Raw genomic sequence first — 20,524 nt, 5'->3', positions numbered from 1 at the left:
CCCTCATGCTGTGACGATATGGACCGAGCTGTACCCGGTCTTGAAGATCGCCAGGATCCCGTTGTGCGTTTCTATCTCGTAGAGCCCCGCGCTGTCGGTCAGCGCCTCCACCGTCACCGTGTTCTCGGAGATCCCGCATCCGCTCTGGGTCCCGCTCACGGTGATCTTGAAGTCTTCGGCAAGGCTGCTTCCCCTGTACCCTATCACAGTGTAAGCATCGGTGCTCAGCGTGTCGGTCACGTTCACGCTGGTGAAAGCGCTGGCGGCGATCACGATAAGGCGGTACTTCTCGATGGTGAGGGTCGCGGACCTCAGGCTGTTATCGCTGATCTTGTAGTTCGTGTTGCTGAGCCCTGTCAGGGTGACTGTGTATGTCCCAGGCTGCGTCTGGCCGTTGTTCTCGAAGATCATGCCGGCCCCGTCTTCCGTATCGCCGTCGGCAAGCCCGGCCATCTCGTAGCTGATGCTATGGGCCTGCCCGTCGTACGGCACTTCCGTATCCTGCAGGACGATCGTCAGCTCCTTGGGCTGGATGGTGAAGTTGAAGGTTACGGTCCCCGCATAGCCTCCGATCCCGGTGATGGTGATGGTGGCCCTTCCGGCATTGCGGTTGTCGCTGTAGGCCACACGGTAATCGGTCCCGAGGGTAAGGCTGCTGGAGATCTCCTTGGTGATGTCCGCTCCGCTGTATGTCTCGGCATCGGTGTTCACAGTGAAATCGGATGCCTTGATGGTACCCTGGGCGATGGTCCACTTCACAGTCTGGTTGTCCCCGGTCGCCGGATCGGTGTTCCAGAGGGTGTTGCCGGCATATGTCAGGGAGAGGGTCGCATCGTATTCCCCGACAGCGGTGCCTGTGCCGCTGACGCGGTAGTACGGGCTCACGGCGAACGCGTTGGAAGCGGAGATGGCGTTCCCGGTGTACTCGACCGCGCTGGCGGCGGGGACGTCGATGTACCTGACGGTGACCGTCAGGGTCCCCGGCACGGACACGATGCTGTAGTTGGACGCGGTGACGCCCGAAGCGAGCGTGTAGGCGATCGTGTTGGACGCCGTGCCCGCATTGGTGATCGAGCCGGTGGCCCTGAGGCTGCTGAACAGGCTGCTGTCCGCCGAGGGCGAGACGGTGACGGTGCTGTCGGTCAGGGCGGTGTTGTCGAACACCTTGCTGGCGGAGGACGAGGTCAGCGTGACGGTCTTCGCGGAGATCGATCCCGGGAGGGTTATGTCGCTGACGGTGTAATTGCCTGCACGGTCGCCGGTCAGTGACAGCGCCACGCGCACAGGCACCGAAGCGGACGCGTTCGCGGACGTGTATGCGTAGGAGGCCGTGAGGGACACATTGCCTTCATCGCCGCTCACGATGCCGCTGAGCGCGAACTCGAGGGCCTGGGTCACCGCAGTGCTGCCGTCGTAAACCTTGGAGATGCCGCTGCTGTAGCTTTCATCGTAGGTGACGGTGAGCTCCTTCGGGTTGACGGTGATGCTGACGTTGGCGGGGTCTGCTGTCACATTATCTGATTTCAGGTTGATGGTTATCCTGGCGGAACCGACACCGACAATGGTCACGTTGCCGCTGCTGTCCACGGTGACGACGGATTCGTTGCCGGACGCATAGGTAAGGGTCGCGGAAGAGTCTTCCTGCGTGGGCTTGGCGTTCAGGCTGAACGACGCATCCCCATAGGTCTTGGTGTACGACGTGGGGCTTACCGTGATGCCTCCGGACGCGGTCAGCACTTCGAGCGTCCCGTAGGCCACGGTGACGTTGTAGTTGTCCTGGGATGCCCCGCTCCATACCACGGTAAAGGTGTTCTCCGCAGTCCCGACATCGGTTATCGTCCCGGTCCAATCATAGGTGACGGTATCGCCGGAAGCGAGGCCGTCCCCTGAGACCGTGACGGTATGGTCGGTGAGAGCTTCGCCGTCCCAGCTCTTCTCGGAGCTGCCGGAGGTGAAGGTGACGTCCCTCTTCTCGATCTTCACTTCGAAGGAACCGTGGAGGTTATCGACGCCGCCGCTGTTCTCGTTGGTCAACAGGATGAAGTAATAGGTAGTGTAGGTGCCTGCCTGGGTATAGCCCACGGGCGTGGTGCTCCCGCTGGTCCCGTAGTTGCTGGCGGTGAGGTTGACGGTGCCGTAGTAGACGGTGCCGTGGTCCGCGGAGATCGATCCGGAATGCGCAGTGCCGTCGTACTTGACGTCCACGCTGGGTATCTCCGCCCAGACGGCGACGAACTCGGCCGTGCCGCCGTTCGTGTCAGTCAGATTGAGCACCTTGACATCGTAGATGATGTAGAACTTGGAGCCGTATTCCCATCCGATGAAGATGTAACCGTCCTTAGCGGGATACGTGAACCCGGAGAGCTGCGCCGGCACATCATAGGTCATCGTCTGGGTCCCGTATTCGGTTCCGTCGGAATCGATGTATTTCACGGTGTAGGTGTTGGGCACGGGCTTGGCGTAGAACGCCATCGAGCTCATGACCCCTGTCACGGTGTATTTCCCGGAGGCCTCGTCCCAGTTCGCTTCGGTGGTGCATGCGCGGTCGGTGTACCACTTGATCTCGAGGTTCCCGTTCCCGTCGGTGTACCCGGCCCTGGTGAACTTCGAGAAGCTGGCATCCCCGTACCTCTGGACGGCTATGTCCAGCGAGGTGTCGTGGGTGACGGTCCCGTCGGTGCCCACGAGGAAGAACTGCAGCTCCAGGCCGGCCCATTCCGGTGTTATCTTGATATCTGTGTCCTGGGTCAGGAAGAACGACCAGGTGAATGTCCTCGTCCCGGTTTCGGAGGGCGCGCTCCCGATGACCGAGGCAGAGGGAGAGAAGGAGCCCAGCGTGTAGTTCGTGTCGAACTTGATCGTGAGGGTCACGTGGGTGTTGTAGGGCAGGGAGTTCCCGCTCACGAAGGTGTCCTTGTCGGCCGCGGCGCTGATGCTGACGCGGTCCACGGAAGTCCCGTTCTCATCCACCGGCACACCTGCGAAGGTGAGGGTGTAGGTCCTGATGGTCCAGACGGCGGTATAGGTCAGGTCGTTATCGGGCATCACCGCGACGGTCGCCGGAGACCATCTGCTGAACGTGTACGGGCTGCCGCTCTCGACCGTGGGCGTGCTGCTGAGGTATCCCTGTATATCCTCGCCCACTCCGACCGTGAACGAGATCCTGGAGTATCCGTTGCTGAAGGCCCCGATCTCGGTGACGAGCGTCAGGGTGTATGCGGTCTGAGGCTCGTATACGGCTGTGAACACCATCGAGGACGATTCGACATCCTCCGATGTGACGGTGTAGGTGCCGGCGTCCGCGCTCAGCGTGAACTGCCTGCTGCCGACGGTAACGCTCCATCCGCTGAACGTGTAATTGTCCGGCGGGGTCGCATCGGGGAGAGAGATCCCCTGTTCATAGTACGCTTCGGTTATGTCGGAGGTCCCGGTTCCGGTGCCGAAATCGAACGACACGGCGATGCTGGGTCTTACGTATTCGATGAGGATGGCATATCCCCACGGCAGGGTGAACGTCATCTCGTTACCGCTTATGGTGTAACTGGGGGTTCCATCTCCGTGGTCAGCTTCCTTGGCGTAGATGCTGATGTTCCTGCTGAAGGTGCTGTAATCCCCGATGACGTAGGTCCCGGAGTAGATCTTATCCTTGTAGTCGGTGCCCGAGGTGTCCTCGGTCACTGCATGGGCGACGACAGAGCCGGAAACAGACTCGTAAACGCCGTTGACGTTCATCACCTTCTCTTCCACCGTGACCTGGTACTCGTTCGTGATGTCGATGATCCTGGACCACAGGTCGATGACGCCGGTGCTGTTGAGCAGGGCGGCGTCGAAGGTCCTGGTGGCCGCGATGGGGTCCGAATAGGTGACGGTGGAACCGGATACCGTGCGGGTCAGGTACCACGCGACGACCGCATAGCTGTCATCGGTCAGGGTGGTCCCGGAGCTGCTGGTTATCTCGCTGTCCGCCGGGATCACTGTGGAGAAGGAGGTCCCGAACTTGAAGGACGTGTACGTCGCCTGGGGCACAGAGTAGGCCTTGCTGTCCCTGAAGGTCCCGTCATAGACGAGATGCAGGTTCAGGGTGTAAGACGCAGCCTTCACTGTGCCGGTCAGGACGATGCCTGCTGCGGTATCGGAGGGAACGTTGAACGACAGGTGGGTGTCGGTAGAGGCCGGCGAGCCGGTCCCCAGCACGACGGCATCCCCGCTGCCGATGGCATAGCTGATGCTGTACCCGTACCCTGCGAGGACCGTCAGGTTGACATCCGATCCGGGCGAGATGTACTCGCTGACGGAGCTGTGCCCCCCGTCCGCATCCGTGATATTGTCGGTGACGGTGAGGACGTCCAGCGATTGGGAGTTCCCGTTGACGCCGACGGTGATCTGGCCGAAGCTGTACAGCGTCCCGTTCTTTCCCTCGAGGCAGATGTAGTAGTCGCCGGTGTCGGTGATTATCTGGTACTGGTAGCAGTTCCTGCTCGTGTTCCAGAAGCCGTCCTGGACGTTATCCGCGGCGGTCACGCCGTCGGTGCTGAGCATGGCGCGGGGCGGGCTGTCGATCTGCTCTCCGCCGTTGAACGACACGTACAGCTGCACGATCTGGGGCCCTACGGTGTTGGCGTACACGGCGCAGTCTCCGGTGACGATCAGAGTCGCGCTGGACGAGCTTATCTGGTCATCGGGGATCGTCCCCTCTCCGCTGATGACCCATCTGGCGAGCTCCTGGCCGCTGTACGGGGTGAACCTCAGGGAGATGCGGTCGCCGTAGTATGCGGTGAAAGTGCTCCCAGACACGCCGTTGTAATAAGCGTCGATGGTCCCGTGGGAGCTCTCCATGATCGTCACCGTGTACGGGATGTGGTCCCACACGGCATAGTAGGTCCTCTCGTAGTTCGGGCTGTCGATCGCGTTGCCGCTCGCGTCCGTGACATAGACCTTGACGGTCACGGAGGTTCCGTTCCCATAGGTGTCATCATCGTCGGGCTGAGCATCCTTCGACTCGGACCAGCCTGCGAGGAGCCATCCCGAGCGGGTCGCATCGTTGAGGTTGAAAACGAACTCCCAATAGGAACCTGAGGAGTCTGACAGCAAGGAATCGCTGTCGGGGTACACCAGGAACGATACCGGGGCGGAGACATTCGTGGTGAGATCGCTGGAGTTGCCGTCCATGGTGACCTGCAGGGCGACGTCCGAGGTGACGGCGATGAGGTTGACCGTCGACGATATGGCGCCGTCGACCCTGGGGATGACGTTCACGTCGACCGTTGTATCATCATAGATGGGTATGGTCACGCTGTCCGAGACCTCCGCCTGCCAGCGGATGAACATCTCGCCGTTGTTGAGGTAGTTCGTCCTGAGGATGCTCTCGGCGGCGGCCAGTATCGTGACGTCCTTGTGCTCTGCGGAGGACTTGGCCTCGTCCAGGACTCCGAACACGGAACCGTACTGAACGGTGGCCGTGTAAGCAGTGCCTGAGTCTGTGATCTGGGTGCCGTTGTACGTGAACGTGACGGTGATGTCCTGGCCGACCCATCCTGCGTACAGGGTCATGCTGCGGACGACCTTGTCGAGGGTGAAATCCCACTTGTTGATGCAGTCCTTCTCGGTGTACCATCCGCTGAAGGTGTATCCCTCCCTGGAAGGATCGGAAGGAGCGGTGATGAGGGTCCCTCCTTCGCTGTCCGCCACGTACATCTGCGCGACGGTCCCGTCCTGGCTGTCGAAGGTGACGGTGAGCATGTACCTGGCGTACAGCGTCGTATCCGCGGTCAGGGGAGTGCTGTAGCTGTAGACGCTCTCGAAGGACGACTCATAGTACCAGCCGATGAAATTGCTAAGTGTCGGAGGGCAGTCGGCCTCGGTTATCACCGTTCCGTACGGGAACGCGTAGATGACCTCGGAATCCTGCCTCATATCGACGAAGGTGACGTTGATATCGGCGAGCGCCTGGACGGTGACCGTGACGGTGACCGTTCTCACGGTGCCCTCGTAGCTCAGCGACAGGACCACGGTGTAGACCTCGCTCTCGGTGCTGTCGAACCCTGTGACCGAGAAGACCAGCCTGGCTGTGTATCCTCCGTTGAGCTCCCCGAGGGTGCTCCCTTCGAGAGACGGGCTGATCTGGAAGGCGCTGCTCGTGCTGCTCCATCCGGAGGTGTTGTCGAGGTTCATCTCGGCCGCGATGGTGAGCGTCGAGCCCGATCCGTCGGGGGAGCTGACGCTTTCGACGGCGACAGTGTAGCCGTTCAGCTTGCTGGGTATCATGATGTCCCCGGAACCGGAACCGTGGACGGCCCCGATGGTGACAGAATCATTCTCAAGATTGGTCCCGCTGCCCTCGGTGTATATCTCGACCGTCAGCTGGATGCTGTTGGTGAGCACGTAGCTGGTAGATTCGCTGCCGTCGTCCCCGACGTACGAGATGGCGCTCGCTTCCTGGAGGTATATCGTGCAGTATCCGATGTGGTGCGATTCGTCCCCGAAGATCCCGCTCACGGTGACGCTGAGGGTTGGGTTCTGCGAATCAGTCGGGAGTATCGTTCCGATTTTGGAATCGGATGCGTGAGGCACAACATTCACGCTTTCTGATTCGGAGCTGGTGCTGCTGACGATGGATACACCGAACTGGTTCGTTTCCGACGGGGTCTCCACCAGGCTGTAAGCGGTGTTCGCCGTTACGAAGGAGCCTCCCATGTACCTGAGGACGGTATCGGAGCGCAGTTTGATGATGGAGAAGTCCACGGATTCGGATGCCGTTCCGGACGTGTAGCTGAGCCTGACCGACTGGGCGCTCGTGATGGTACCGGAGATGAACCAGCATCTGCAGTAATCCGAGACGTCCATGAAGTCGGCCTGCACATAGGTACCGTTCCTGGTGGCCACGAAACCTCCTGAGGAGGCGGTGCTCCCGAGGACGCAGACCCCGTAACCGCCGTCGCTGCTGCTGACAGACAGGACGGTGTATCCGGACACGGTGCCGTACGAGGAGCCGTAGCTGCCGGCCCCCCTTATGGTCAACGAGTTGCCGCTTCCGATGATGATCTTGTTGGAAGGGGACGAGGGAGTGGTCGGATTGCCGTCCTTGTTCTGGCTGTAATAGTCCGTCACGGCGTCCACCGCACTGTCGAGCGTGATGACCGAGGAATCCCTCAGCTGCAGCGTGACGATCATGAACAGAGAATAGAGCGAATCCGCCGAATTAGCGTCGACAGTCCCCCTTCCCTTCAGCGTGATCATCGTTCCGGACAGGGTGACAGTGGTGGCACGGTGGATCGCATGCATCTCGCTGAGATTGATGAAACGGTCGCAGTAGATGACAGTATTTCCCTTGGTGAGGCAGGCGTTCCCGCTGCCCATTAGGCTTCCGCTTATGGAGATGTCGGAATATGCACCGAAGATGCTGAGGTTCCCTCCTCCCATGACGAGGTACTGGGTATACGGAGTATCGTTCTCGCCGATCTCTCCTACATCTCCCCCGATGTAGACAGATCCCCCTATGGTTATGGTTGTCCTGTCATCGGTGCTTTCCAGCCTGAAATGATCGCTGACCCTGTATCCGATGTATATCTTGACATCACCGTAAGTGGTTCCCTGGAAGCCTCCTCCGAACAGGGAGCCCCCGATGGAGCCGGATTGAATGCAGATCGTCGCATCGGATTCGTCGAATTTTTCGCTGACCCCGTCATTCCCGTACGCAGTCCCGCCGTAGATGTTGTCCGTGATCGTCGCGGTCCCGCTGACGTCGATGTACCTGTCTCCTTCCACCGCGGTGATCCCGCTGTGGCCGATGGCGCCGCCGTAGACGCTTCCTCCGATGGAACCTCCAGAGATCGCTACCCTGGCATCTCCGGTGATCCTTCCGTATGCGCCGCCGCCGTAGACGCTTCCTCCTATGGTCCCGCCGGACACGTTGACGCTGGAGCTCCCCTCGACCTTGGCGAACTCTAGGTACCTCTCAATGATGCTGGTGTCGTATGTGGGAGTGAATCCAGAGAACCAGTCGAGCCAAATGTAATTCCCGGAACTGTTGACGACATATGATTGGGAATAGTTCCCTCCGTCGGTCGTCCCCGGAACTGTGCCAGAGTAGGTCACAGTGCCGGAATTAGATTGAGCGGAGAAACTGTCGATAGTCACTCCCTTTCCGGCTCCGTAAACGCTCCCTTTGATCTCCCCTCCGGTGACGGTCACGCTCGTGCTGCCTATGACCGATGCAACATTGATGCCACCCTCGGCGTTGTAACCGGACAGCCTGGGAAGCGATTCCCCGCCGCCGTACACATTGCCTCCGACGGTCCCGCCGGCGATGAGGACGCTGACCGTGCCGTACACATAGGATTTTCCCATGGAGTTCCAATATGAGGAACTGCCCTCCCTGGCCCCGGTACTTGCGTTGTGGAGGATCTTGTCCACTCCTCCCCTCCCGCCCCCGTAGACATCCTTGAGGACCGTCCCGCCGTTGACGGCGACCTTGATGGCCACATTGCTGGATGAAGTACCTACGGAACCTCTGTAGCCTCCGCCGTACACATAGCCGATCGTCCCGCCGTTGATCTCAACATCGATGGTTCCGCTCAGCATACTGGTGTAGTTAGGGTACGCCCATGTGTCATAACCTGCTCCGAAGAGCATCCCGACCTTGCAATTGTCATAGGTGGCGATCTTGACATTGCCGACCGAGTCACGATTCCCGGAGCTGCTGTTACCGTCGGTGATGGTACCGCATGCTATATGGCTGATTACAGCTGAGCCACTGATCTCCATATACGCGAACTGGGTAGTGGAATCTCCTCTTCTTCCTCCGGCCTGAGCATCCCACAGCTTGGCCTTATCAGTGATGAAGGTGTGAGCCGCGCCGTACACGGCCCCCTTGCCGCCCGAACCTCCGGGTCCGCCCTCGAGGATCGATGACTCGGTCCTGTTATCGCCGACGCTGGCATAGCCCAGTTTGCTTTCTTCCCAGGTGTCCCCGGTCATTTTGGCGCCGGTGACATATGTGAACGTCCCTCCCAAAAGCTGGTCTTTGTTGCTGTCGGATATAGAACGGTTGACAGCGCCCCATATGGTCCTCGAACTTCCTCCGACGACAGTGTCGGTTATGGTTCCTCCTTTCAGCACCATGTATGACGAGAGCGGACTGCCAGATGTGCCGAGATTGCACCATCCCACAGCCCCGATACTGTAATATGTTCCGCTGTGGACGATCAGGAACGTGCCTATGTCGAAGATTTTCCCGTTCAGACCGTTCGGACCGTCATCGTATGAAACGATGGATTTCCCTGTTTCGATAGCTGAATCCAGTGTCCCGCTGCTCAATCCCCCGAAGACCTGCATCCGGTATCCGCTGGTGGCATCGAGGCCTGTACCGAGGATGAGGCGATGTCCATTCGCAAACAGCGGATAACTCCTATAATGAGGATCTCCGTGGTCTCCGCTGGCGGAGCAGTTGAGATGCACGCTGTCGATGATCACGTCTCCATCACAGTATACTGTTTTATTCCAATTGACAGTGGCATCCGGATCGTTGGAACGGTATGTTCCAGTACTGAGATTGGTTGGAAACGCCCCGTTGATCTCATAGATCGTGGTGAACATCGTAGGCTCGGTACGGCCGTCCGAATACTGTATCGAACTGTAACTCGTATATCCGCCGTTGCTGTTGATCGGAAGCATATATGTGGCATATGTCGGCGATGCAGGTTTGCCGCTGAGCGTGCTTCCGGAAGCCGGCGTAAGAGATGAATACAGGAACACATCCGGCGTGGCCCATTTCGCATAGAGCTTACTTATGCTCTTGTCAACGACATCTCCCGGGTAGATCAGGTCCGAACCGTCGGAAGTCCAGCCGCAGAAAACATAAGGCACAGATATTGACGAGGGCGTGGTTAAGCGCGATATTGTGATAGTAGCAGTGGCTGTAGCGTTTCCGCTGTATTTGCTACCATCATAGTAAGTAGCTGGTGAATATGTGATAACATTGTCACTACTAACAGTTGGACTTGAAGTACAATAACCCGGGTACCGGCTATACAACTCTGCTTTAGCAGCAGTAATTGTTCCGGAAATTTTCCAGTCGGAAAGATCCAGTGTTATACCTTCACTCAGAGGCACAGTAACATTGATTTTGTAACTCGAAACGGTTTTGGACGTTATGCTACCGACGCTCGTCGTTTCGCTAAGCTTGAGCTTGCTCCAGCCTGAGTTCTTGAACACATCGCTGTAAGCCGGGTTGTACTCGGTGGATGCGATGCCGTCGTATTCCACCGTCACTCCGTTAGTGTTGCTGTTGAGGCTCGCTTCATCTTCGTAGTAGGTTATGGAATGCACCGAACTGCTGCTTCCGGAGCTTTCATCGGAAGCAGAGCTCCCGCCGAGGATCGCTGCGGATGACAGCAGCATTATGATGACAGCGAAAAGCGCGAACAGCGTCTTCTTACGGTCAATCCTTCCGACTCCTGTTGCCTTGCGACTGTAATTGGACATAATGAACATTCCGTGCCAGATATGCGATTGCTCTCGTCTGTTGAACGAAGAAGTTGTTCTTTCTTTTTATAAAAATATTAACCTGATACAAACACCTGAACGTGGGCAACACAATAAAGAAGAGACATGAACGAAGCATATGCAGGCATCAGGTACGGCTCATCAAGAAAATCCATCCTGCCCTTTCTATGCGGATAGCGCAAACTGAGGAAAGAATCCATCGAACCGGCTGAGCCATCATACTAATTTAAATCGAAATGCAGTAATCGCTTTTACTCAGAGTAAGGATTCTTGCGGATTCGGAAAAGGAGCGTTAATAATGAACAGGAGGACAACGGGTTTGCTTGCAGTTGCTGCAATCGTATTGGCGGCAGCTGTAGCTATACCCTCCGCTTACGCCCTGACATCCAGCGTCACCAACAACAGCAACTCTGTGAACTCGGATTATATCGGCCTGAGTTTTCTGGAGATCTCCGGGAGCGGCGATGCATCAACAGCTTCAAGCCTGACGTTCAATGAAAATTACTGGAGCGCCGTTGATTCCACGCCGACATCATTCCAGCTCATACCTGCGAACGGCGGATATTCGATAAGCATAGAATCTAACAAGGACACCGGAGAAGACCCGGGTGCCTACCTGTACGGATATTTCACCATAGACCATGAGTCAGATAATGCCAACAGCGGCGCAGGGATAAAATCCGTCACGCTCAAATTCAGCAACTACAGCAGCGATATCGTCCTCTACAGGGATGCACCCAAACTGCAATACGAACTGACCAACAGCATCAGCGATTCAAACTCTGTGAACCAATGGGTTCTGGCTATCAGCGGCTACGAGGTAGGCTGCTATGATGTTTTCACCGGAACCGACGGCGTGACCGTGATCAGCAGCGGAGGCACCAGCAGCGGCCAGACTGTCTCAGACCTGCTTTCGACCAGCGGGCTGACCATCCACCTAATGGCATCCTGGACGTCTCTTTCCTCCGCCTGAAGAGTCGCTGGCCCTGAGACTGCAGAGCAGCATTCTGCACTGAACGATTCTGACATGATTTCTGCATGCTGGCACATTATGAATTAACTGCCGGGCAGCAATAAGTATTCAGAGACATCGATATCGATCGGTTCCTGCAGACCGAGAGCAAGATACAGACCATTTTGCCTGTACAGTCCTGCATCGAACGTGCTTCCGGCACGCAACAGGGACAGCAGACGCGGCCCGAAGGCGGTCTGAGTATGTGAAAATCGCCGGGGGATGACCCCGGCCAAAATGTTTCGTTTCAGTGCTTCAGGTTGCAGAGGCAGTCGACCGCCCAGCAGCCCTTGCCCTTGAGGCCCACGAGCACGGGGTTGATCTCGAGCTCGGTGATCTCGGGGTTCTCCTGGGCGATGAGGACGAGCCTCTTGATGACGTCCTTGATGGAGTCGATGTCCGCCACGGGCATTCCCCTGGCGCCCGAGAGCAGCTTGTAAGCCTTCGTGGAGGTGATCATCTCCTCGAGCTGCTGCTCCGACATCGGGACGTGCATCTGGGATATCTCCCTGAGGATCTCGACGTAGATCCCGCCGAGCCCGAAGGACACGACGGGACCGAACTGCGGGTCCCTCATCATGGACAGGATGACCTCCTGCCCGGAGACCATCTGCTGCACGGAGACGCCGTCGAGGCGGGCCTTGGGGGCGTTCTTCTTGCAGGAGGACATGATCCTGTTGTAGGCGGCGCGGGCCGCGGCCTCGTCGGCCACGCCGACGACGACGCCTCCGACATCGGTCTTGTGCTGGATGTCAGGGGAGACGATCTTCATGACGGTCGGGTAGCCGATCCTGTTGCAGGCTTCGGCCGCCTCCTGCTCGGACTTGACGGTGGCCTCTCCGGGGGTCGGGATGCCGTAAGCGTTGAAGATCTCCTTGCCCTCCGACTCGGTGAGCGTGTGCCTTCCGTCGGCGTAGGCCCTGTCGATGACCGCCTTGACCTTCGAGCGGCCGTTGACCTTGGGCACCCTGAGGGCGTCGTTGTCCTGGTCCAGGCCGATGTTGTACTGCCTGAGGATGTCGAGGGCGCGGACGGCCCTGTCGGGGGTGGGGTAGCACGGGAACTTGCCTTTCCTGAGGATGGCATCGGCCTCCTCGCACTTCGACCCTCCGGCGAAGCAGACCGTCGTCGGGTAGGGGATGTCGTCCATGATCCTGACGAGGAGCTTGGCGACGGAGACGAGGTCGGCGGTGTCGAGCGGGGACCCCATGATGACGAGCCCGCCGACGTCCTTGTCCTGCATGACGGTGTTGATGGCGATCTCGAAGTCCTCAGGCTGCGCGTCTCCCCTGATGTCGATGGGGTTGGTGACGCCGGCAAGCTTGGGAAGGACCTTGTGGAGCTCCGCGATGGTCTCGTCGGAGAGCTTGGCGGCCCTGACGCATTTGGCGCTGTAGGCGGCGTCGGCGGACATGACGCCCAGTCCGCCGGCGTTGGTGATGATGCCTATACCGTCCTGCTTCATGGGGCTGCAGCAGGAGAACACGAGGAGCGCGTCGAACAGCTCGTCGAGGTCGAATGCCCTGTGGATGTTGAGCTTCTTGAAGACGACGTTGTTGACGGCGTCCGAGCCCGCGATGGACCCCGTGTGGGACGAGGCGGCCTTGGAACCGGCCGCGGTCTTGCCCGATTTGAAGATGACGATGGGCTTCTTCACGGGCATGTTCTCGACCGCGGAGATGAACTTCTCCCCGTTCGCGATGCCCTCGGCGTAGATCCCGATGACCTTGGTGTTGGGATCCTCGGAGAAGTACTTCAGGAAGTCGGCCTCGTCGAGGTCGCATTTGTTCCCGAAGGTCACGAAGTTGGCAAGCCCCACTCCGTTAGCGCAGGACCAGTCGAGGATGGACGACCCGACGGCCCCGGACTGGGACATGATGGAGATGTTCCCGGGCTGGGGGAGGAGGTGCGAGAACGTGTAGTTGACGTGGTTCCTGATGTTCATGCCGCCGAAGCAGTTAGGGCCGCAGATGCGGATGCCGTTCGCCTTGGCCTCGGCCAGGAGCTCCTTCTCCAGTTTCGCTCCCTCGGGGGAGTCCTCTTTGAACCCCGCGGTGAGGATGCTCATGCAGTGCACTCCGCGCGCCGCGCAGTCCCTGAGGGCCTGGAGAACGAAGGTGTTCTTCACCGCGACCACGGCCAGGTCGATCTTCCTGTCGGCCGGCACGTCGGCAAGGGAAGCGTACGCCTTTACTCCCTGGATCATGCCTCCCTTGGGATTTATGGGGTAGAGCTTCTCTGGGTCGTAACCCGCGTTCAGCATGTTCTTGACGAGCATCCCCCCTAGTTTGGAGGGGTTGTCGGATGCGCCTATGACGGCAACTCCTTCTGGGTTGAGGAATTCTATCATAAATCGGCAGTATAAACTTCTCATTAATAAGGCTAATCAATTAGACTGTGAAATTCGAAAAAATAAGCCTTATTTCTGCAGTGTTTCCACGTTTTTCGTAATAATTGGGCGGTTAAATTTTCGAATTCGGACATTTGACGTATTGCAGGCATTATCGACGAACCTTTTGTACGTCCATCGTCGTAGGATACGGTATTATACGCGCCTGCGGATGGAATACTGTACCGCCCTGACCGGGGTGCGCGATCAGTGAACGCAACGCGTACGGGGCGGCCGACAGAGGCCCTGTCCCAATCTCGTATTGGGCTCCTGCGGTAGTTGCGGCGTGACGCCGCGGACGATGACCGGAGGCCAACGCAGGGTCCGACACATACCCCCGGCGTACGTCAGTGCCCGGAGACCGCCGTTACAGCGGGCCGTGAAAAGGCGTGTTAGCGCCCGGGGGACACTTCTGCCCGTCCCGGGCGTTCTCCGGCATCCGTGCATCTGCGGCCCGGCACCGTCATACGTACATCTGGACCGCTTTCAGCCCGTCAGATGCCTCCTTCGACCTCTCCCTGCCGTACTTCTCGGTGAGCTTCGGCATCAGCAGGCGGTTCCTGTCCCCGTTCGGGTCGAAGCCGATGGAGATCCTGCATAGTTCCGTGTAGAGTGCGTAATCAAGGCACTCCTCCGGGATGTTCGGGTCGTCGAGCAGGGAGGAGACCGCCACGACCTTCATCAGCACCGAGCACCTGGCGGCCCTCCCCGTCGGTATCGGCTCCTTGGTCCACGTCAGGCACACCGCAGGGTCGCGCTCGACCAGCCCGAGCCCGATCAGGCGCTCGTACGCTTCCCCGAGGTCCCTGTTCTTCCCCAGGGGCGAATGCGTCAGGTCCCTGTTCCTCCTGAGGTACAGCGGCTGGTACGTCTCGACGAACTTCGGGGACGAGACGTAATCGATTATGATCTTCTCGTAGACGCTGTCCTCACCGCTCACCATCTTCCCGAAGATGGTGTTGGCCAGGCTCTCAACTGCCTCGCGCGGGGCATTGCGCATGTAGTCCGACACCTTGAAATCGGCCCAGCGGTAGCTCATCTGCCACCTGACCTTGAAATCGCGGCAGGACATGAACTCCGCCTTCACCGTCTCGAACCCGTACTTCTTACCGACCTCCGCGAAGACCGCGGTCAGCTCTTCATTGTCGTTCATTGGCTCTCTCCGCACCGCTCAGGGCGCGGAAGAGGAGTGTTCAGGACGGTTTATGAACGGGGGATGCGGCAGTCAGCGGCAACGGTCAGAAGTCCTTCCCGACGTACCTCTTCGGCAGCACGTAGATCTCGCCCTCGCGGTCGAGGCCGACGGTCGCCTCCACGTCGTAGACGTCGCGGATCAGGTCCTCGGTGATGACCTTCTTGGGATCGCCGGAGGCCACCAGATGCCCTTTCTTCATTATGAGGCATATGTCGCAGTACCTCGCCATGAGGGAGATGTCGTGCTCGGCGACGAGGACGGTCATGTTGCCGCCCGTGAGTCCCTTGAGGTACTCCATCACATTGAGCTTGTACTTCATGTCGAGGTGCGACGTGGGCTCGTCGACAAGCATAAGCCTCGGCTTCTGCACATAGGCCTTCGCGATGAGCACCCTCTGCCTCTCGCCGGAGGACAGCATGTCGATCCTGCGGTCGCGGAGGCCGTAGACGCCGAACTTCTTCATGGCGTCGACCGCCTCAGTCTCATCCTCGTCGGTCTCCCACCACAGGTTCCTCAGGTAGGGATAGCGCCCGAGCATGACCGTATCTGACACCGAGAGGCCGAAGCTGTTCTTAAGCTCGGCAGGGACGTTCGCCACCTGCTTCGATATCTGCTTCGGGGTCTGGCCCTTCACGGATACCCCGTCGATGAGGACGTCCCCGGAGGTGATCTGGTGCATCTTGTTGATGCACTTCATCATGGTGGACTTCCCGCACCCGTTGGGCCCGATGAGCCCGACCAGGCGCCCCTCCGGCAGGCTGAACGACACTCCGTCCACCGCCCTGTAGCCGTTCTCGTACGTCTTGCACAGGTCCCTGACCTCCAGCAACGGGGCCTTTACCTCATCCACTGTACATCTTCCCCCTTTTGATGAGCAGGTAGGCGAACAGCGGGACGCCGATCACCGTGGTGATGGCCCCCACCGGCAGCTCCTGCGGGATCATGATCATCCTGGCGAGAAGGTCGGCCAGGAGCATCATGGCCGCCCCCAGCACGATGGACGCCGGCAGCACCAGGCGATGGTCGCTTCCCAGGATCATCCTGCAGATGTGGGGAACGACCATACCGACGAAGCCTATGATGCCGACGAAGGCCACGCAGACCGATGTCAGCACCGACGCCAGGATCAGCATCCCCGCATCGAACCTCCTGACGTTGAGCCCCATCTGCTGGGCGTTGTCGTCCCCCAGGAGGACCAGGTTGAGCTCCTTGGCCCAGAGGAGAGAGGCGGCGCACATGAAGGCCGTCGGGAAGAATATGAGCCAGACATTGTCCCAGTCGACGGATGTGAAGCTTCCGTACAGCCAGGAGACCGCGTTCTGCAGGTCCTCGGAATCGGAAGTGGTCAGTATCACCGTCTGGATCGATGAGAATGCCAGCCCGATGACCACTCCGGCCAGGACGTACGACGTCGAGGTCCTCCCGGCCAGGACGGCGATGAGCATCGTGAGGCCGAAGGCCAGCAGGCCCCCGATCACGGCGAGGACTGGCACCATGAAGTTCGAGCTGCTGAGCAGCCCCCAGAGGGTGAACCCGCTGGCGATGGCGGCCACCGCGAAGGTCCCGGCCCCGGAGGACACTCCCATTATGTACGGGTCGACGAGCGGGTTCCTGATGACCGCCTGGTACATGCACCCTGCGACCGAGAGGCCCATGCCCACCGCCATGGCGGCGATGGCCCTGGGCAGGCGTGACTCGTAGACATAGAGCTCGTCATTGGTCAGCCCTTTCCCGCCTTTGTCTATGGCCGAGACCAGGTTGCCGGCCGCCTCGGACAGCGACATGCTGTGGGACGGGCCGAAGGCTAGGCAGCAGAGGAACGCGGCGGCGGCCAGGGCCGTGCCCAGGATGAGGACGAAGAGCAGGCGGCGCTTGTTCGCCGCGGTCTTGGAGAGGGCTTCGTTGCGGAACCCGCTCATCTCCCCGAGCTTCTCCGACAGGTACTTCCCCGGAGGCTTCCCGGCCCTGCGCGCCAGCAGGATGACCGTCGCCGCCAGCGCCGCCAGCGCGATGAGGATGATCGCGGCCCAGATGGCCCAGCCCGGCAGGCCCCCGCTGTCCCCCGCGGACGATACCCCCACGGTCAGGTCGGACTCCAGGATCGCGAATCCTCCGTCGGTGCCGATGTATATCATGCTCCCGCATACCAGCACCGAGGTCATCGTCCACTGGTCGATGTCGGACGGACGGGATATGCTGCCGACCTCCTCCCCGTCCAATGAGACCACATGGATTGTCCCTCCGCTGCCGTTCCTGCTGAAAGCATAGTCCTGGTACACCAGGTATTTCCCGCCGACGTTCACGGGCGAGCCGCGGATCCCGCTGACATCGGAATCCACGGTCTCCGCAGCCCCGCTCCCGTCGGCGGAGACCCTGCAGAGGCCCTTGTCGCACAGGAAATAGACCCAGGAGCCGTCCTCGGAGCTGACATAGGTCATGAAGGTGGACGACAGGCCGACGGAGTCGTCGCTGAGGACCTCCGTCAGGGACGAGCCGTCGAACCTGTACACGCGCAGCCCTCCCTGGACGCTGTTCATCCCCAGCCCGTCCGAGACGCTCATGAAGATGAGGTCCCCGACGGCGACAGGAGAGCATACCCTCCCGCCGCTGCCGTAGACCTTGGAAGCATACGATGCTATGCTGGCACTGGCCTTCACATCGCCGGTGGCGGCGTCCAGGACGTAAAGCTGCCCGTTGTAGTTCCCCAGATAGACGTTCCCGCCGGAGACCGAGGGGCAGTCGTAGTAGTTCTGGCCCAGGGTGTCCGTCCTCCACAGGACGTTCAGGTCGAAGTCCATGGCATAGGTGTAGCCGCTGGAGGTGCCGAAGAACAGGGCGCCTCCCCACACGGTGATGGATGCAACGCCGGTGGCGTACATCGAGCGCCCTTCTATGGTGCGGGAGCTGTCGAAGGCGGCGAACTTCTTCATCACATAGGCGCTGCTGACGTCGCTGTATGCGGGGGCGGTGCTGTCCGTATAGGATTTGATCGAGTCTCCGTCGAAGGAGACCGATACCCCGCCCTTGGATGAGGACGATACTGTCACGGTCCCATGGTAGACCGTGCCGTCCGACGTCACATTGATGTCATAGGCGGATCCGATCTCCGCCGGGATGATGAACACGTCGGTGTCCCTTTCCTCCTTCTCCGCCGAGACATACGACGATCCCGAGCTGAGCTTGTACTCTACGGCGCTGACCGTCAGGGAGCCTGAGGAACCCGTCAGCACCGAGGATACCTCCACCGTGTAGCTCTCGGTGCCGGGGCCGGACAGGGGGACCTTCAGGATGTGGCCGTTGGTGACCGGCCAATAGTAGTAGTTTCCGGCGATGGCACCTGTCTGGGTCTCGTAACCGACGCCTTCGGGCGAGGACACATGCCATTTCTCGGCGCCGGTGTACCTGTCGAAGCAGTAGAGCGTGGGCATGCTGTCCCCGCTGTAATATCCGCCGTAGACCACGTAGACGCATCCGCGGGCTATGAGGGGATTGGCGTCGACGAAGTTCTGCCCCAGGGATTTGGACATCGCGGTGGCCGGGCCGGACCCGGAGGTGTCGTCCCCTCCCTGGACCTTGGTGAGCGATGAGTTCCCGCGGATCATGGTCCAAGAGGACATGTCGTCTGGGGTCTCGGTGGGGACGGTGCCGGCCGGATAGAATCCCAGCGCGACGCTGGATGCGGCAGGGGCCTCTGACAGGAACGATGATGAGGTCATGTCCGTCCATTCCCCGGAGGAGTCCCAGACATAGTACCTCCATGAGCTGGTCTCGGAATGCTCCGATCCGCCCACCGTTACCTCGCTCATGCCGCCGACGGTGACGGCGCCGCCGCTTGCCGAGTACTCCAGGCCGAGGCTCTCGGCCGCCGACTGCAGGACCCCTCCGACCGTCGTCTGGGTCTGGTCGGCGGCGGCCCAATACGTGTCGCCGTCGCCCTCGTCGATGAGGACCCAGAGGCCCGTGTCCGCATCGGAGCCCTGCGATGCCTGCACGGCCGCGCCGGACAGTATGACCGCCAGGACCGCCAATACGGCGGCCAGGCGCCGGCCGTTCATGATGCGAATCCCAGCTCTGCTGTATATGTCAGATAGTCCGTGTAATCATCCCCGATCCAATGCGGGATCTCTATGTCAGTGAATATAGCGGGCTGGAGGATCCTGCACATAAGTTCCTCGAACTGCGCTATGCGCGTGGACGGCCTGGAGGCCAGGTCCGTGGCCCCGTCCGTCAGCAGATAGATGTTCCCGTCCGCATAGGCATCGGTGCTCCGCCATTCTGCGCTCAGGGAGCTCAGCATCTTGCTGTAGCCGCTCTCGGAGCATTCGTAGTCCGACGATACCACGATTATGCACTTCGGATTGTATTCGGCCACCGTTTCGCTGTTCACCTGGACCCAGCCTCTGAGACTGGAGTAAACATTGCTGCATGCGGCGCGCGCGATGACGTCCGACACGTACGTGCTGCCTCCCGCCACCCACGGCGACTTGGCCGATGAGAGGGCGACCATGACGCCTGAGTCAGTAGAACCGGCCGAGACCAGGGACGCCAGCTCGTCGAGGGCATCCTGTATCTGGCCGATGGTCTGGACCGAATGCATCTCGTAGCCGCATGCTACGCCGATCATGTAGGTGTTGACCTCGATCTCCTCGACCGTGGACGCATCGTAGACCGCAAGGCAGTTCACGCCCTGGGTGCGCATCTTGCCGATGATCGACAGATGCACGGACTGGTCCCCCATGCCTATCACCAGGTCAGGGTTCTGGGCCGCGACCGTCTCGAAGCTCGGGTTGGTGTACCCTCCGATCTCGGATATGGAACCGTTCTTCTTCCCTTCGGTTACAGACACAGGATAGTTGCTGTAACTGTCCGTGGCCACTATCAGGCCCTCGGCGCCGGCGGCGGCGATGGTCTCGGTGCAGGACGGCGACATGGAGACGATGCGCATGCACTGCCCGTAACCGTAGTAGCATGTGCCGGTCGCATCGACGCCGGGCGTCGGGTATTCCCCCTCGCCGCAGAGGCCCCAGCAGACCGCCGCGAAGTCCCCCACGGAGACATCGGCGGGATCCCCGGACCATCTGGTCCATCCTGTATCGCCTGTATATGTGACGAAGAGCGACCATGATGCCGATGACCCGGAAGCCGGCAGGGAGTTCACCGACGACGGCACGGACGAGCCTTCAGAATACACGACCTCGTAACCTTTGCCGGCGCAGATGCTGTCCAGCGCCGAGACGGCGTTCTCCCCGGAATCTTCGAGGCCCATGTAATCGATGTCATAGCCGCCGAAATCCAGGATGATCCCTGCGGCATACGATGCGGAGGAGTGCGGAACGGCTGCTACGCCGACGGCGCATCCCGTCAGAAGGAGCGCAACGGTCAGAACGGTCTTCCACAGGGTCCCCTCCATGATATCACTCCGGAA

At 59.9% G+C, this 20,524-nt stretch carries 7 protein-coding genes; 1 reads left to right on the top strand and 6 read right to left on the bottom strand.

What is annotated here, in order from left to right:
- Positions 1-3 precede the first annotated feature (3 nt).
- On the bottom strand, positions 4-9,864 hold the full coding sequence (locus tag O8W32_08200) for an InlB B-repeat-containing protein (protein WII09142.1): 9,861 nt from the start codon (positions 9,862-9,864) through the stop codon (positions 4-6).
- Positions 9,865-10,801: 937 nt separating this feature from the next.
- On the opposite strand from O8W32_08200, the gene O8W32_08195 reads away from it, so the two are divergent.
- Positions 10,802-11,476, top strand: a complete 675-nt coding sequence (locus tag O8W32_08195; GenBank protein WII09141.1) for a hypothetical protein — start codon at positions 10,802-10,804, stop codon at positions 11,474-11,476.
- Positions 11,477-11,762: 286 nt separating this feature from the next.
- Here O8W32_08195 and O8W32_08190 read toward each other — a convergent pair whose 3' ends face one another.
- From O8W32_08190 to O8W32_08170, 5 genes are all read right to left on the bottom strand, one after another.
- On the bottom strand, positions 11,763-13,865 hold the full coding sequence (locus O8W32_08190; protein ID WII09140.1) for an acetate--CoA ligase family protein: 2,103 nt from the start codon (positions 13,863-13,865) through the stop codon (positions 11,763-11,765).
- 502 nt (positions 13,866-14,367) lie between these two features.
- A complete protein-coding gene (locus O8W32_08185; GenBank protein WII09139.1) occupies positions 14,368-15,057 on the bottom strand; it encodes a hypothetical protein in 690 nt (229 codons plus the stop codon).
- 85 nt (positions 15,058-15,142) lie between these two features.
- Entirely contained in the window at positions 15,143-15,949 is an 807-nt protein-coding gene (locus O8W32_08180) for an ABC transporter ATP-binding protein (protein ID WII09138.1), read from the bottom strand.
- Positions 15,942-19,154: an iron chelate uptake ABC transporter family permease subunit gene (locus tag O8W32_08175; GenBank protein WII09137.1), complete on the bottom strand. Its 3,213-nt coding sequence runs from the start codon at positions 19,152-19,154 to the stop codon at positions 15,942-15,944. Before O8W32_08175 ends, O8W32_08180 begins: the two co-directional genes overlap by 8 nt.
- Positions 19,151-20,509, bottom strand: a complete 1,359-nt coding sequence (locus O8W32_08170; protein WII09136.1) for a helical backbone metal receptor — start codon at positions 20,507-20,509, stop codon at positions 19,151-19,153. Before O8W32_08170 ends, O8W32_08175 begins: the two co-directional genes overlap by 4 nt.
- Between the last annotated feature and the right edge of the window lie 15 nt (positions 20,510-20,524).

The sequence above is a fragment of the Methanomassiliicoccales archaeon LGM-DZ1 genome, assembly GCA_030168595.1.
Classification (GTDB): Archaea; Thermoplasmatota; Thermoplasmata; order Methanomassiliicoccales; family Methanomethylophilaceae; genus Methanomethylophilus.
This window is presented reverse-complemented; position numbering and strand designations above follow the sequence as displayed.